Annotated in this window: 19 protein-coding genes; 8 read left to right on the top strand and 11 right to left on the bottom strand. The window is 69.7% G+C overall.

Going from position 1 to position 13,348, the window contains the following annotated elements; genetic code table 11:
* Window positions 1-690: a type 1 glutamine amidotransferase gene (locus tag ACJJVL_RS13740; protein ID WP_405219564.1), complete on the bottom strand. Its 690-nt coding sequence runs from the start codon at window positions 688-690 to the stop codon at window positions 1-3.
* 74 nt (window positions 691-764) lie between these two features.
* On the opposite strand from ACJJVL_RS13740, the gene ACJJVL_RS13745 reads away from it, so the two are divergent.
* Window positions 765-1,523: an alpha/beta fold hydrolase gene (locus ACJJVL_RS13745; RefSeq protein ID WP_405219566.1), complete on the top strand. Its 759-nt coding sequence runs from the start codon at window positions 765-767 to the stop codon at window positions 1,521-1,523.
* Window positions 1,524-1,746: 223 nt separating this feature from the next.
* Here the strand turns inward: ACJJVL_RS13745 and ACJJVL_RS13750 are convergent, their stop codons facing one another.
* A complete protein-coding gene (locus tag ACJJVL_RS13750) occupies window positions 1,747-2,478 on the bottom strand; it encodes a winged helix-turn-helix domain-containing protein (protein ID WP_405219568.1) in 732 nt (243 codons plus the stop codon).
* Between the two features lie 214 nt (window positions 2,479-2,692).
* On the opposite strand from ACJJVL_RS13750, the gene ACJJVL_RS13755 reads away from it, so the two are divergent.
* Window positions 2,693-2,833, top strand: a complete 141-nt coding sequence (locus tag ACJJVL_RS13755) for a hypothetical protein (RefSeq protein WP_405219570.1) — start codon at window positions 2,693-2,695, stop codon at window positions 2,831-2,833.
* A 121-nt stretch (window positions 2,834-2,954) separates the two neighbouring features.
* Here ACJJVL_RS13755 and upp read toward each other — a convergent pair whose 3' ends face one another.
* Entirely contained in the window at window positions 2,955-3,593 is a 639-nt protein-coding gene (gene upp, locus ACJJVL_RS13760) for a uracil phosphoribosyltransferase (RefSeq protein ID WP_347755903.1), read from the bottom strand.
* A 62-nt stretch (window positions 3,594-3,655) separates the two neighbouring features.
* On the opposite strand from upp, the gene tadA reads away from it, so the two are divergent.
* Window positions 3,656-4,117: a tRNA adenosine(34) deaminase TadA gene (gene tadA, locus ACJJVL_RS13765; protein WP_405219572.1), complete on the top strand. Its 462-nt coding sequence runs from the start codon at window positions 3,656-3,658 to the stop codon at window positions 4,115-4,117.
* A gap of 26 nt (window positions 4,118-4,143) precedes the next feature.
* On the opposite strand, the gene ACJJVL_RS13770 is transcribed toward tadA, so the two are convergent.
* Window positions 4,144-4,560 (bottom strand): hypothetical protein, encoded by a 417-nt coding sequence (locus ACJJVL_RS13770; RefSeq protein WP_405219574.1) that lies wholly within the window; start codon window positions 4,558-4,560, stop codon window positions 4,144-4,146.
* Window positions 4,561-4,591: 31 nt separating this feature from the next.
* Entirely contained in the window at window positions 4,592-5,554 is a 963-nt protein-coding gene (locus ACJJVL_RS13775; RefSeq protein ID WP_405219576.1) for a cation diffusion facilitator family transporter, read from the bottom strand.
* Window positions 5,555-5,614: 60 nt separating this feature from the next.
* On the opposite strand from ACJJVL_RS13775, the gene proC reads away from it, so the two are divergent.
* Window positions 5,615-6,454 carry a pyrroline-5-carboxylate reductase gene (gene proC, locus ACJJVL_RS13780; protein WP_405219578.1) on the top strand — a complete coding sequence of 280 codons (840 nt, stop codon included), beginning with the start codon at window positions 5,615-5,617 and terminating at the stop codon, window positions 6,452-6,454.
* A 9-nt stretch (window positions 6,455-6,463) separates the two neighbouring features.
* Here the strand turns inward: proC and ACJJVL_RS13785 are convergent, their stop codons facing one another.
* Genes ACJJVL_RS13785 through ACJJVL_RS13800 form a run of 4 tightly spaced genes read right to left on the bottom strand, consistent with a single transcriptional unit; the run spans window position 6,464 to window position 9,565 of the window.
* On the bottom strand, window positions 6,464-7,030 hold the full coding sequence (locus tag ACJJVL_RS13785; protein ID WP_405219580.1) for a hypothetical protein: 567 nt from the start codon (window positions 7,028-7,030) through the stop codon (window positions 6,464-6,466).
* 3 nt (window positions 7,031-7,033) lie between these two features.
* Window positions 7,034-7,417 carry a YchJ family protein gene (locus tag ACJJVL_RS13790; RefSeq protein ID WP_405219732.1) on the bottom strand — a complete coding sequence of 128 codons (384 nt, stop codon included), beginning with the start codon at window positions 7,415-7,417 and terminating at the stop codon, window positions 7,034-7,036.
* Complete coding sequence (locus tag ACJJVL_RS13795) at window positions 7,417-8,088, bottom strand: TrkA family potassium uptake protein (RefSeq protein WP_347755914.1); 672 nt, start codon at window positions 8,086-8,088, stop codon at window positions 7,417-7,419. Before ACJJVL_RS13795 ends, ACJJVL_RS13790 begins: the two co-directional genes overlap by 1 nt.
* Window positions 8,089-8,134: 46 nt before the next feature.
* Window positions 8,135-9,565 (bottom strand): TrkH family potassium uptake protein, encoded by a 1,431-nt coding sequence (locus tag ACJJVL_RS13800; protein WP_405219582.1) that lies wholly within the window; start codon window positions 9,563-9,565, stop codon window positions 8,135-8,137.
* Between the two features lie 127 nt (window positions 9,566-9,692).
* On the opposite strand from ACJJVL_RS13800, the gene ACJJVL_RS13805 reads away from it, so the two are divergent.
* The 3 genes from ACJJVL_RS13805 (at window position 9,693) to ACJJVL_RS13815 (ending at window position 11,028) form a co-directional block, all read left to right on the top strand.
* Complete coding sequence (locus tag ACJJVL_RS13805; RefSeq protein WP_405219584.1) at window positions 9,693-10,382, top strand: ArsR/SmtB family transcription factor; 690 nt, start codon at window positions 9,693-9,695, stop codon at window positions 10,380-10,382.
* A 144-nt stretch (window positions 10,383-10,526) separates the two neighbouring features.
* On the top strand, window positions 10,527-10,625 hold the full coding sequence (locus ACJJVL_RS13810; RefSeq protein WP_092916513.1) for a 30S ribosomal protein bS22: 99 nt from the start codon (window positions 10,527-10,529) through the stop codon (window positions 10,623-10,625).
* Window positions 10,626-10,767: 142 nt separating this feature from the next.
* Window positions 10,768-11,028, top strand: coding sequence for a glutaredoxin family protein (locus ACJJVL_RS13815; protein WP_405219586.1), 261 nt, complete (start codon window positions 10,768-10,770; stop codon window positions 11,026-11,028).
* A 27-nt stretch (window positions 11,029-11,055) separates the two neighbouring features.
* Here ACJJVL_RS13815 and aspS read toward each other — a convergent pair whose 3' ends face one another.
* Both aspS and ACJJVL_RS13825 read right to left on the bottom strand, forming a co-directional pair.
* Window positions 11,056-12,363: an aspartate--tRNA(Asn) ligase gene (gene aspS / locus ACJJVL_RS13820; protein ID WP_405219588.1), complete on the bottom strand. Its 1,308-nt coding sequence runs from the start codon at window positions 12,361-12,363 to the stop codon at window positions 11,056-11,058.
* A gap of 9 nt (window positions 12,364-12,372) precedes the next feature.
* Window positions 12,373-12,639 carry a hypothetical protein gene (locus tag ACJJVL_RS13825; RefSeq protein ID WP_405219590.1) on the bottom strand — a complete coding sequence of 89 codons (267 nt, stop codon included), beginning with the start codon at window positions 12,637-12,639 and terminating at the stop codon, window positions 12,373-12,375.
* 54 nt (window positions 12,640-12,693) lie between these two features.
* Here ACJJVL_RS13825 and ACJJVL_RS13830 point away from each other — a divergent pair, with 54 nt between their 5' ends.
* Window positions 12,694-13,347: a histidine phosphatase family protein gene (locus tag ACJJVL_RS13830; RefSeq protein ID WP_405219592.1), complete on the top strand. Its 654-nt coding sequence runs from the start codon at window positions 12,694-12,696 to the stop codon at window positions 13,345-13,347.
* The last annotated feature ends 1 nt before the right edge of the window (window position 13,348 follow it).

Raw genomic sequence — 13,348 nt, forward strand, 5'->3', positions numbered from 1 at the left:
TCAAAGCCTCGTGGCGCACGCCTCCGCGAAGGCGCCGAAGCCGCGCTCCACGACGCGCAGCAGCGTCGGATCGGTCGCGAGGTGCTCACGCCAGTCGGCGACCGCGCCCGCGTTCCTGAGCTCCGACAGCGTGGGGCTGGTCACCGAATCCCACAGCCGCATCACGCGGTCGTCCGCCTCGAGGTGGAACTGCATGCCCAGCGCCGAGCCATAGCGGAACGCATCGTTGTCGACCGTCGCGCTGCGAGCCAGCAGGGTCGCACCAGGGGGCAGCGAGACGACGTCGCTGTTCCAGCGCATGGCGCCGACGGTGCCGACGTAATCGCCGAGCCAAGGGTCGGGCTCGATGAGGTCGATGTCGAGGATCCCGACGGCGTCGACCGCGCCCTCCCGGTGCACGCCGCCGAGCGCGCGCCCGACGATCTGGTGCCCGAGGCAGATGCCCAGCACCGGGATCTCGGCATCGATGGCTCGCAGCGCCAGGCCGGCGGTGAGCTCGAGCGAGGGATACCGGTCGACCTCTGCCGCGCTCATCTGGCCGCCGAGGATGACGACGCCCGCGAGCTCGTCGAGCGACGGCAGGGCGGTGGGGAAGACGGCCTCGCGAGTGGGCAGATGCGACAGCAGCGTCGTGGCGTGCCCGCCCGTCTCGTACTCGATGTGCTTGATGAACAGGACGGAACGCGGCAACGGCGACCTCTCTCTCTGCGAGCTAGCCTATGGCGTGTGCGATCTGCCCGAGTCCTGCCGCTGAGAGATGCAACGTGACCGTCTTCGCGATGGCGCCCGACGGCGTGCGGATTGCGCTGCACGAGCTGGGCGACCCGGATGGGCGACCGGTGCTGCTGATCCACGGCTTCTCCTCGAATGCACGACGCAACTGGATCGACAGTGGCTGGGGCGAGCCGCTGGCAGCCGCGGGACTGCGCGGCATCGCCATGGACCTGCGCGGGCACGGTGACAGCGACAGGCCCAGCACCGGGTACGGCGTGCAGCGCTTCGTCGATGACGTCGATGCTGTGCTGCTGCAGCTGGCGCTCGGTGAGGCGCCCGGCGCGATCGGCTACTCGATGGGCGCACGCCTCCTGTGGCGGCACGCGGGCACGCGCCCGTTCGCGTTCCGCTCGCTCGTGCTCGGTGGGCTGCCGGCGGGCGACCCGTTCCAGCAGTTCGACGTGGATGTCGCGCTCCGTGCGCTCGCGGGCCACGAGGAGCCAGGGCCGATGGAGTCGTTCATCGTCGAGCTGGCGCAGGTCTTTCCCGAGCACGATCCGGCGACGCTGGTGACGCTGGCAGGCGAGGTCTCCCGCACGCTCTTCGACCCGCGGGAGACACCGCCGCAGGTGCCGACGCTGCTGATGACCGGCGAGCAGGATCGCCGAGCTCGCGACACCGAGACGCTGCTGCCGCTGCTGCCGCGCGGCCGGTTCGAGACGATCCCGGGCCGTAACCACGTCAATGCGCCCACCTCTGGGCACTTCCGTCGGGCGGCCTCCGCATTCCTGGCAGAACAGGCGCGATAGCAGCGCGCGCAGGCGATCCGCGTCCGCCGCCTGCGCCGACCGAAAGGACGCCGACAAGGTGCAGGGCCGACTGAGTTCTCTCAGTCGGCCCCAGTCCCTTGCACCAAGCGAGGCGGTTGGCCGTCGCTTCCGCCGACCGCCACAGCACAACGATCAACGTGATTCGAACGTAGTACGCACCGGGCACGCGTGGGCCTAGATCTCGCTGTGATTTCCCTGTGCTTCAGAAGCGGTCGGGGCTCGGGCCGCCCGCGAGCACGGTCACGTCGGCGTGACGGTCAAAGCGGTAGCCCTCGCCGCGCACCGTGCGGATGACCGCAGCAAAGGCACCGAGCTTCGAGCGCAGCCGGCGCACGTGCACGTCGATCGTGCGCTCGTTGGGACGATCGTCGGCGTCAGCGTGCCAGAGCGCGTCGATGATGGCGCAGCGGCCGACCGTCGAGCCCTCGCGCAGCACGATGTGCTGCAGCAGCTCGAACTCCCGATAGGTGAGCGGTGCGATCTCGTCCCCGATCGCGACGCGCTTGCGCGTCAGATCGATGACGATCCCGTCGTCCGCCGCTGGTGCCGGCTGCTGCACGGCGGGGTCGCCGAGCGCGCGCCGCACGACGTCGACGTCGCGCCCGCCGGAGCCGGCTGGCGCGAGCGCGACAGCTGCGTGCGTCTGCGCGCTGGGCGCGAGTCGAGAGGTGAGCGCGCGCAGCTCGCCGACGAGCCGAGTCAGCGCAGCCTGATCTGCGGTCGTGGCACCATCGCCCAGTCCGACGTAGAGCGCGAAGCCGCGCACCTCGGCGCCGTCGGGCACGGCACGGATCGGGCTCGGCGCTGCCGGGCGAGGCGACGGCGCCCGGGTGGCGGTGGAGCGCGGGGTGACCGCAACCGAGCCGTGCACGGTCGCGAACGGGGAGGTCGAGCGGCGGGGGCGGGTGGGCTGCGGAGCGGTGAGAATGGTCATGGCGGGCCTTCCGGCATGCGATCGGCGGCGGCGTGCGAGCCCGGAAACGGGCGGACGCTCGTGCCGTCGACGCGAGGTGTCGATGTCTGGTGCGCGAACCGAGGACGGTTCGGGGATCGCTCGTGGGCTGTGCGGGCCCGGGAGGACGACGCGAGTCAGCGTCTCCTCAGGAGCGATCAGGCGTGCGAGCTGCGCTCAAGCACACATTCGACGCATGGCGACCATCGGCATCATCATGCCGTTCAGCCCGTTCGTCGCAAGGACGGACAGTGGGCGGATGGTGGTCGTCATGCTGGCAAGTATCGTCGTTTCCCGCGCGCGTTGTCAAACGTCGCAACAATATGACGAACTGTGACGAAGTCTTGCGTCCGCGTCGACGAGCCCGGCGCCGAGTGGAGCGCAGGTCGCGGTCATGACGTCGCGGTCACGACGCTGCGGTCACGATGCGGCGGTCGTGCCCGCGGGCTGAGGACCGGTCAGTCGCCGACCGTGCCGTAGAGGCGATCGCCGGCGTCGCCCAGTCCCGGCACGATGAAGCCTCGCTCATCCAGCCCCTCGTCGAGCGCGCCGAGCACGATCGTCACATCCTGGCCGTCCATGTCGCGTTCCACGCGCTCGAGCCCCTCCGGCGTGCCGAGCAGGCAGATCGCGGTGACGTCGACGGCGCCGCGGTCGAACAGGAACTGCATCGCGGCCGAGAGCGAGCCGCCGGTGGCGAGCATGGGGTCGAGCACGAAGCACTGGCGGTCGGAGAGGTCGTCCGGCAGCCGCTCCGCGTAGGTGTACGGCTCGAGCGTCTCCTCATTGCGCGCCATCCCCAGGAAGCCGACCTCGGCCGTGGGCACGAGCGCCGTCATGCCCTCGAGCATGCCCAGTCCGGCGCGCAGGATCGGCACGACCAGCGGGCGCGGCTCTGCGATCGAGACTCCGGTGGTCGTGGTGACCGGGGTCTGGATCTCCTTGGGCGCGACGCGCACGTTGCGGGTCGCCTCGTAGGCGAGCAGCGTCATCAGCTCGCCCACGAGGGCGCGGAAGGTGGGGGAGGGGGTGGCCGCATCCCGCAGCACCGTCAGCTTGTGCGTGACGAGCGGGTGGTCGGCGACGTGGACTCGCATAGGGTTCAGGGTAGTGGGCGCGGCAGTGCGTCCGCGCGAGAACAGCGGCGCGAGGAGTGCGGATGCGGTCGGGTGCCCGCGACGAGACGCTCATGCGAGCGGCGCTCGCGGAGGCTGCCGCGGCTGCGGGCACGGAAGACGTGCCGGTGGGCGCGCTCGTCGTGGACGCGTCCGGCGTCGTGATCGGCACGGGGCGGAACGAGCGAGAAGCTCGGCACGACCCGACGGGGCACGCGGAGATCGTGGCGCTGCGCGAGGCCGCCACGCGCGTCGGCTCGTGGCGCCTCGATGGCTGCGCGCTGGTCGTGACGCTGGAGCCGTGCGTCATGTGCGCGGGTGCAATCCTCGCGAGCCGCGTCGAGCGCGTGGTCTTCGGCGCATGGGACGAGAAGGCCGGTGCCGCTGGCAGCGTCGTGGACGTGCTGCGCGAGCGGCGGCTGCCCCACCGCGTCGAGGTGGTCGCCGGTGTGCTCGCCGCCGAGGCAAAGGCGCAGCTGCGCGACTTCTTCGCCGGTCGCCGCTGACGCGCAGCGGCGACCGGCGTCGCTGCTCAGTTCCAGAACACCGCGATGAGCAGGTTGACGAGCGCCAGGCCACCGGTGGCGTGGAAGAAGGGCAGCAGCTTGCGCTCGAGCTCGAGGTTGCCGACCGAGACTGCCCCGCCAGCGGTCAGGCCGGCCTTCTCCTTGCGGATCGCCTTCTGGCGCAGGAAGCCGATGAGCGCGGTGATGAACACGATCACCGCCACGAGCCCCTTGATGCCGAGCTTCATGTGGTTGACATCGCCGTCGCCGGCCATCGCCAGGCCGTAGAGCGCGATCCCCGAGACGAGCTGCAGCGATGCGCCCGCGAGCAGGATCGTGAAGTTGAAGCCGCCCTTCGCGCGCATCTGCAGGAAGAACGTGCCGACCAGCAGCGAGGCACCGATGAGGTGGGTCGCCACCAGGAGAGAATGCAGGAATTCCATGTAGCCAGCCTACACAAGCATCCGCTGGGCGTCAGTTGCCGGACTGGATGACGATGTGGTCGGTGGAGGGTGCGATCTCGGGCTGCTCGATGTACAGGTCCGGCTCGATATAGATGACGCGGGCGTGCGGCACCTCGGCTCGCAGCGTCTTCTCCAGATCATCGATGGTCGTGGCGATGTGCTCGATATCGGTCTGCGGCGGGAAGGCGATCTTCGCCGCGACCATGAGCTCTTCGGGCCCGAGGTACAGCGTCTTCATGTGGATGACGGACTCGACACCGGGGTTGCCGTTCAGCACCCGCGCGATCTTCGCGTGATCCTCCTTCGTCGCACCCTCGCCGATGAGCAGCGACTTCATCTCCACGGCGAGGATCGCGGCCACGGCGATGAGCAGCGCGCCGATGGCGAGCGTGCCGATCGCGTCGAAGAGCGGGTTGTCGGTGAGCACCGTGAGGCCGACCGCCGCGAACGCGAACACGAGGCCGACCAGGGCAGCGAGGTCCTCCAGCAGGATGACCGGCAGCTCGGGGCTCTTCGCCTTGCGGATGAACTCCCACCATCCCGCCTTGCCGCGAACCTGGTTGGCCTCCTTGATCGCGGTGCGGAACGACAAGGTCTCGAGCCCGATGGCGATCGCCAGCACGAGCAGCGGCAGCCACCACATCGTCAGCTCGTGCGGGTCCTGGATCTTGCTGATGCCCTCCGAGATCGAGAACAGCCCGCCCACTGAGAAGAGCACGAGCGCCACGACGAAGGCCCAGACGTAGCGCTCGCGGCCGTAGCCGAAGGGGTGCTCGCGATCGGCGTTCCGCTTCGCCAGCCTGCCGCCGAGCAGCAGCAGCAACTGGTTGCCGGCGTCGGCGACCGAGTGGATGGCCTCTGCCAGCATGGATGCCGAGCCGGAGAAGAACCATGCGACGAACTTGGTCACGGCAATGCCCGTGTTGGCGAAGAATGCCGCGACCACTGCCTTCGTTCCGTGGGATGCGCTCACGCCCGGGAGTCTACGCGAGCGAGCGTCGGGCTCTCTGGGGGCGCCGGTAGCCTTGCCGCCATGAGCGATCTCCTCCCACCCATTGCCATGCTCGGTGTCGGATCCATGGGCGGCGCGATCCTGCATGGGCTCGTGCGGCACGGCGCAGAGCGCATCACCGTCACCAACAGGACGCCGGAGAAGGCGGCCGCGATCCAGCTCGACGGCGTGGAGTCGATCGCGCTCGCCGACGAGCCGGATGGCAACGCCCGTGCGGTCGATGGCGCAAAGCTCGTGGTGCTCGGCGTCAAGCCGGTCGGCATCGTCGACCTGGCCGGTGAGATCGCGCCGCACCTGGCCCCGGGATCGGTCGTCGTCTCGATCGCAGCCGGCACGACGACCGCAGCCATCGAGGCCGCGGTGCCCGAGTCCGTCGCGGTTGTTCGAGCGATGCCGAACACCCCCTCGACCGTCGGGCTGGGCGTGACCGGCGTCGCGGGTGGCAGCCGGGCGAGCGACGACGACGTCGCACTGGTGGCGCGCATGTTCGAGGCGGTCGGCGAGGTGATCGTGCTCGACGAGTCGCAGATCGACGCGCTCTCCACCATCTCCGGCTCCGGTCCCGCCTACGTGTTCCTCCTCATCGAGGAGTTGACGAAGGCGGCTGAGCGGATGGGCTTCACACCCGAGCAGGCAGCCACGATGGCGCAGGGCACGTTCCGCGGCGCGAGCGAGCTGCTCGCCGCGGACGACGCAGCCGGCACCGCGGCCGCGCCGGCAGAGCTGCGTCGGCGCGTGACGAGCCCGAAGGGCACCACCGAACAGGCGATCGGCGTGCTGCAGGATGCCGACCTCGGCGAGATCTTCGACCGCGCGACCGCAGCGGCGCTGGCGCGGGCTCGGGAGCTCGCTGCAGGCTGAGCGCGACGGTCAGCGCAGATGGCCGCCGAGCCGTCGCGCATGCTGCACGAGGCGCAGCAGCTCGGCTGCTGGCAGCTCCAGCTGCGTCGGCAGCGCGACCGGGGCCCGCTCGCGCACCAGCCACCCGTTGAGCACCGCGCCGAGCCTCGCGATCGGTGGCAGCCCGCGAAGCTGGTCTGCCGCTCGCTCCGCCCGCGGCAGCAGCACCGTGAAGCGCTGCCCCAGGATCGTCATCAGTCGTGCGAATCGCACGTGCGACCACCGCACTCGCGATCCGCCGGCGAGCACAGCACCCTCCGAGGTCAGGACGATCGAGCGTGACGCGGTCGCCCACCGCCAGACGAGCGTGGGCACGCCGATCACACCGAAGAAGATCAGCGCGGCACTGCCGATCACCGCGGCCGGTGTTGCTTCCCAGTTGGGCTCGCTCAGCCACGGCCAGATCAGGAGCGCCCCGATCGCCGCGAAGCCCAGAGCGCCCAGGATCGCTGCTGCGATACCGCCGACCGCCGCACGGACCACGACCCGCCCGGTGCGCTCGAGCTCCTCGATCGCCCCGTCTGCGGTGACCGCCACGTGCTAGATCCGGTCGCCGTCGACGTACTGCCAGCCGCTGTCGCGGCGGAACCGGCTGAGCTCCCGCATCGAGCCGCGCGTGCCGTCGGCGACCCAGTGCGACTCGAACGACACGGTGCCGTCGCGGTCGAACGGACCGCCGCCGGTCGTGCCCAGCACGTCGAGCCGCAACCAGCGGATGCCGGGGTCGAGCTCGAGCGAGCGCGGCCTGGTGGACGTGTGCCACGAGCGGAGCAGCCAGGCGACATCCCCGACCGCGAACGCGGTGAAGCGCGAGCGCATGAGCGCCTCCGCTGTCGCGGCCTCGCGCTCGCCGAGCAGGATCGGCCCGCAGCACTCGCCGAAGGGGAGGCCGGTGCCGCAGGGGCAGCGGCGGGCGTCGTCGATCACGAGCCGAGGCCGGCGAAGCGCTCGATGTCCCGCTGATTGCCGGAGATGATGATCAGGTCGTGGTTCGAGACGATCGTCTCGGGCGTCGCGTAGGTGAACTCGCCACCGGGGCTCTTCACGCCGACCACGGTCAGGTGGTACTTCGAGCGGATCTTCGACTCCGCGAGCGTGACGCCGCGGATGTGCTTCGGCGGGTACATCTTCACGATCGCGAAGTGATCGTCGAACTGGATGTAGTCGAGCATCCGACCCGAGACCAGGTGCGCGACGCGCTCGCCGGCCTCCGCCTCGGGGTAGATGACGTGGTTCGCGCCGATGCGGCTGAGGATCTTGCCGTGCGACTGGCTGATCGCCTTGGCCCAGATCTGCGGGATGCCGAGGTCGACAAGGTTCGCCACGATCAGCACGGAGGCCTCGATGGAGGAGCCGACGGCGCAGACGGCGATCGAGAAATCTCGCGCGCCCAGCTGCTTCAGCGCGTCGATCGAGCGGGCATCCGCCTGCACGGTGTGGGTCAGGCGCTCCGACCACTTCTGCACCAGATTGATGTCGTCGTCGATCGCGAGCACCTCGCGGTCGAGGCGCGCCAGCTGGCCGGCGGTGGCGGCGCCGAAGCGCCCCAGCCCGATCACGAGCACGGGGGCGTCGTGCGGAATCCTGTCAACCATGGGCTACAGGGTACGTCCCATCGGACCAACCCGAAGATTCGCGCGGTCAGCCGACGATCGGCCGCTCCTCGGGGCGCGTGAACAGCCGCGTGCTCTGGCTCGCTGCCAGGGCGGCGGCGAGCGTGACGCTGCCGATGCGCCCGGCGAACATCGTCAGCGCCAGGATCACCTTCGCGCTGTCCTCGAGGCCGGAGTGGGTGAAGCCCGTCGACAGCCCGACCGTGCCGAACGCGCTGATGACGTCGAACAGCACGAACGATAAGGGCGCGCCCGTGATCTCGAGCAGCACGACCGTCACCGAGGCGATGATCGTCGCGCTCCAGAGCGTGACCGAGACGGCCAGGCGCAGCACATCGGACGGGACGCGGCGCTGGAACGCCTCCATGGACTTGCGGCCGCGAGCCTCGGCCACAGCGGCCAGGAAGAGGATCGCGAGCGTCGTGACCTTGATGCCGCCCGCGGTCGACGCCGAGCCGCCGCCGACGAACATCAGCATGTCGGTCACGAGCAGGCTCGAATTGTGCAGCAGGCCGAGGTCGTCGACAGCGAAGCCACCGGAGCGCGCCATCGACGAGAGGAAGAACGCGTGCAGGATCTGCTGCCCGAACTCCCTGGTGCCCCACGAGTCGGGATTGCCCCACTCGAGCACCAGGTAGACCAGGCCGCCGGCGAGGAACAGCATGATCGAGACCGAGATCGTCATCTTCACGTGCAGCGACCAGTGCCGCGGCGTGCCGAGGTGTCGCAGCAGCACGAAGTAGACGGGGAAGCCGAGCGAGCCGATGAACACCCCGAGCATCAGCACGATGAGGAACCAGGGGTCGGTGGCGTAGGGCTCCAGGCCCTCGACCGTTCCCACGAAGCCCGAGTTCGTGAACGCCATGAACGCCCAGTAGGTCGCCTCGTAGAGCGCAGCCAGCGGCTCCTTGCCAGCCAGCAGCAGTCGCGGGAACAGCAGGATGATCAGCATCGCCTCGAACACGAGCACGGAGAGCGCGACGGTGCGCAGCAGCCCGCCGACCTCGCCCAGACGGATCGCCTGGCCCTCCTTGACGACGCCCTTGCGCACCCGGGAGGGGTTGGAGTCGCTCGCGGCCATGAGTCGCTGGCGCAGGCCCAGCCGCCTGGCGACGGTCATGCCGAGCAGCGAGGCGAGCGTCAGCACGCCGATGCCGCCGACCTCGACGCCGACCAGCACGACCGCGTTGCCGAACGGGCTCCAGTGCGTGGCCATGTCGACGACCGACAGGCCCGTGACGCAGACGACGCTCACAGCCTGGAAGAACGCGTCGACCGCCGGCGTGGGCTGACCATCCGCGGAGGCGAGCGGGGTCATGAACAGCAGCATGAAGACGATGTTCAGCGTCGCGAACACGAAGATCGCGAAGCGTGCGGGGTAGGACGTGGTGAACGACTCGAGGCGTTCGCGGAAGCGCGCGAGGATCGACCCCACTTCGAGGGCTCCTCGCTCTGCCACGTGCCGCGCCTTCCGCAGATCCGAGCGCCGCATCTCGGCGCAGAACGCGCCCAGCGTAACCCGTTGCGGTCGCCTCGCCGCGCCACGGTGGTTTGTCGCACCCGCGCGGCGCTGGCATGCTTTCCGCATGGCCGACATCTTCAGCGTGATCGCGGACAGCACGCGACGGGACATCCTCAGTGTGCTGCTCGATCGCCGTGGCTCCACCGGGGAAGCCAGCGTGAGTCAGATCGTCGACACGCTGGGCGTGCCGCAGCCGACGGTCTCGAAGCATCTGCGCACGCTCCGCGATGCAGGTCTCGTCACCGTGCGTGAGGATGGCCAGCACCGCTTCTACGCCATCGAGCTCGCGCCGTTCGACGCGCTCGACGACTGGCTGATGCCGTTCATCTTCGCCGACAGCGACCAGGAGGAGGCGAACCTCGGGGCTGCGGCCTTCGCCGCCTGGGCAGGGGTCAACGTGCAGGCCCCGCTGCGGGCTGCTGCGGATCAGGCACGCCAGGCGGCCGAGCAGGCGAGGGTCGCCACCGAGGCTGCGCTCGCGCGGATGAGCGACCGCGTCGAGCACCCCGCACCCGTGGGCAACTCCCTCGGCCGCAGGGCGGCGGAGGGCGTGCACGATCTGCAGGATCGTGTGCAGGAGGCTCGCGACCGCATCACCGAGGTGCAGGACCGCCTGCACGAGATGCAGTCGCGCGCCGCGCAGCGGATCGACGGCGTACGCGGCCGGGCGCGCGGCCAGGACGACGTCGACGGCGATGAGCTCGGAGACGACGGCCCACCCGCGCGAACCGGTGACGACGCCAAGCTCGATTGAGGCCTTTCGCACCGATATGCGGCGGTCAGCCGGATTCCGGTACGCTGTCGGGAGCGTTTTCCCTGCGCTGATGTCGATTCGCCTCCTGGCGTTGGCGATCGTGCAGCGTCGACGAGCAATCTCTAACGGAAGTGAGGAACCTCAATGGGTTCTGTGGTCAAGAAGCGCCGCAAGCGCATGTCGAAGAAGAAGCACCGCAAGCTGCTTCGCAAGACGCGCCACCAGCGACGCAACCGCAAGTAGCGCGGTGGAGCTGGGGGTGGAGGCCTGTGCAGGCCTTCACCGCGACCCCAGCGCAGGGGCCCGCCTAGGGCCCCTGGCTTCGCATCGTCAGCCGGGACCTGCAGCTGCAGGCTCCCGGCTTTCGCATGTCTAGGCTGAGGGGATGGTCGAGATCACGCTGATCGGCAAGCCCGGATGCCACCTCTGCGACGAGGCGCGACCGATCGTCGAGCGCGTCGTCGCCGAGTTCGACGGTGTGACCATGGCCGAGGTCTCGATCCTCGACGATGCGGCGCTCGAGGAGCGCTGGGCCGACGACATCCCCGTCGTGCTCATCGACGGACGGCCGCACTCCTCGTGGCGCGTCGACCCCGAGAAGCTGACCGACCGCATCCGCGCGCGCCTGGACGCCCCCGCCGGCTGAGCACCGCGCGCCAGAGGGCGAGAGCCGTCAGGGCGTGAGACGCGTCGGACCGCGGAAGAGGAACGTCGACTCACGGATCGAGCCGAGGCCCAGCATGAGCATCACCACGCGGGCCAGGCCCATGCCGAAGCCGCCGTGCGGCGGCACGCCGTAGCGGAAGAAGTCGAGGTACTCCTCGAGCTCCGACGGGTCCATGCCCTTCTCGAGGATCTGCGCCTCGAGCACGTCGACGCGGTGCTCGCGCTGCGCGCCGGTGGAGATCTCGACGCCGTTGTAGATCAGGTCATAGGAGTTCGTGACCGAACCGTCACCCTCAGGGCGCAGATGGTAGAAGGGGCGCACGCTCGAGGGGTACTCGGTCACGAACACGAAGTCGTGACCCATCTCCTCCTTCACGTGCTGCGAGATCTGCCGCTCCGCCTCAGGGTCGAGGTCGCCGTCGGTGCGCTCGATCGTGTGGCCGCGGGCCTCGACGATGGACTTCACCTCGGCGTGCGTGATGCGCGGGAACGGCATCGTCGGCACCTGCAGGTCGATGTCGAAGTGCTCCTTGATGGCAGCGCCGTGCTTCTCCACAACCGCCGCGACCGCCTTGGTCAGCAGCGTCTCGTGCAACTGCATGACCTGCTCGTGCGAGTCGATCCACGAGATCTCGCTGTCGACCGAGGTGAACTCGGTGGAGTGGCGGCTCGTGAAGGAGGGGTCGGCGCGGAACGCGGGGGCGATCTCGAAGATCTTGCCGAAGCCCGCCGACTGCGCCATCTGCTTGAACAGCTGCGGCGACTGCGCGAGGTAGGCGGTGGTGTCGAAGTAGGGCACCTCGAACAGCTCGGCGCGCGACTCGGAGGCGGTCGCCATGAGCTTCGGGGTGTGGAGCTCGATGAACCCCTCGTCGACCCAGTGCTGGCGCAGCGCGTGCTCGATGGTGGTCTGCACCCGGAAGATGAGCTGCGCCTCGGGACGGCGCAGGTCGAGGAAGCGCCAGTCGAGGCGCTTGTCGATCGACGAGTCGTCGGCGATGGGCGAATCCTTCGCGACGGACTCGACCGTGAGCGAGCGCACCTTCACCTCGAGCCCGCCGAGCTTGACGCGCTCGTCGGCCTTGAGGTCGCCCTCGACGCTGATGAACGAGCCGTGCATGAGCGCGGAGATCTTCCCCGCCGTCTCGGCCGTCTCGTCGTTGACAGGGTTCACGAGCTGGGCAGAGCCCGACTCGTCGCGCAGGATCACGAACTGCACGCGCTTCTGATCGCGCACCGTCTCCACCCATCCCGCCACCTTCACGGGGCCGTCGGGGAGCGATGCGAGGTCGTTGATGAGAGTCCGCTGAGTCACGCCACGATCCTACCGACGCGCAGGCCTGCCCCAGCGCGCCAGCCCGACCCAGCCGATCACGACCGCAGCCACCGAGAGCGCCAGCAGCGTCCAGCCCGCCCACTCGAGCGTCGGATCCGTCACCAGCAGCACGATGCTGGCGGCGGCCAGCAGCACGATCGCGCTCGCGACCAGCGCGCCGTCGCGCAGGTGCGCGATCGAGCCTGCCCACACCCACAGCATCGTCGCCGCGAGCACGACGAGCAGTGCGATCACGAGGGGCAGGATCAGGGGCACGTCGCCCATTCTGCCGGGCCCGGGTTCATAGGCTGCGCCGGTACGATTGCCCTCATGCCTGCTCGTCGCCTCCATCTCGTGCGCCACGGCGAGGTGCACAACCCGGACGGTGTGCTCTACGGCCGCATCCCCGGCTACGTCCTCTCCGAGCGCGGTCACCGGATGGCGGCGCTCGCCGCCGAGCATCTCTCGACCGGTGAGACCGCTCGCCCGGTGGTCCGGCTCGCCTCGAGCCCGCTCGAGCGCGCCCAGCAGTCTGCGCAGGCCTGGTCGGATGCCTTCGGCCTCGAGGTCCGCACCGAGCACCGCATCATCGAGCCGACGAACTGGTTCGAGGGGAAGACCTTCGAGGCCAGCGGCGCGCTGCGGCACCCCACGTCGTGGCCAATGCTCCGCAACCCCTTCCGCCCGTCCTGGGGCGAGCCGTACAAGGCCATCGCACAGCGCGTGCGCGCCGCGATGGAGGACGCGTGGGGCGAGCTCGATGAGTCCGAGGACGACGGCGACATCGTGATGGTCAGCCACCAGTCGCCGATCTGGATGGCGCACCTCGACATCGCCGGGCGTCGGCTCTGGCACGATCCGCGGAAGCGCCGCTGCCAGCTCTCCTCGATCACGAGCTTCGCCGTCGTCGACGGCCGCTTCACCGAGGTCGACTACGTCGAGCCGGCGGCCTCGATCGCCGCCATCGACACGGGGGCAGTGTGAC

Origin of the sequence: Agrococcus sp. Ld7 (assembly GCF_045064095.1) — a bacterium.
Lineage (GTDB): Bacteria > Actinomycetota > Actinomycetes > Actinomycetales > Microbacteriaceae > Agrococcus.

Bases quoted from the DNA above. Each gene is read 5' to 3' on its own strand.
- ACJJVL_RS13805 (WP_405219584.1), top strand. From the start codon at position 9,693: ATGGCCGACATCTTCAGCGTGATCGCGGACAGCACGCGACGGGACATC.
- tadA (WP_405219572.1), top strand. From the start codon at position 3,656: ATGCGGTCGGGTGCCCGCGACGAGACGCTCATGCGAGCGGCGCTCGCG.
- ACJJVL_RS13770 (WP_405219574.1), bottom strand. From the start codon at position 4,560: ATGGAATTCCTGCATTCTCTCCTGGTGGCGACCCACCTCATCGGTGCC.
- upp (WP_347755903.1), bottom strand. From the start codon at position 3,593: ATGCGAGTCCACGTCGCCGACCACCCGCTCGTCACGCACAAGCTGACG.
- proC (WP_405219578.1), top strand. From the start codon at position 5,615: ATGAGCGATCTCCTCCCACCCATTGCCATGCTCGGTGTCGGATCCATG.
- ACJJVL_RS13815 (WP_405219586.1), top strand. From the start codon at position 10,768: ATGGTCGAGATCACGCTGATCGGCAAGCCCGGATGCCACCTCTGCGAC.
- ACJJVL_RS13750 (WP_405219568.1), bottom strand. From the start codon at position 2,478: ATGACCATTCTCACCGCTCCGCAGCCCACCCGCCCCCGCCGCTCGACC.
- ACJJVL_RS13795 (WP_347755914.1), bottom strand. From the start codon at position 8,088: ATGGTTGACAGGATTCCGCACGACGCCCCCGTGCTCGTGATCGGGCTG.
- ACJJVL_RS13810 (WP_092916513.1), top strand. From the start codon at position 10,527: ATGGGTTCTGTGGTCAAGAAGCGCCGCAAGCGCATGTCGAAGAAGAAG.
- ACJJVL_RS13830 (WP_405219592.1), top strand. From the start codon at position 12,694: ATGCCTGCTCGTCGCCTCCATCTCGTGCGCCACGGCGAGGTGCACAAC.
- ACJJVL_RS13755 (WP_405219570.1), top strand. From the start codon at position 2,693: ATGGCGACCATCGGCATCATCATGCCGTTCAGCCCGTTCGTCGCAAGG.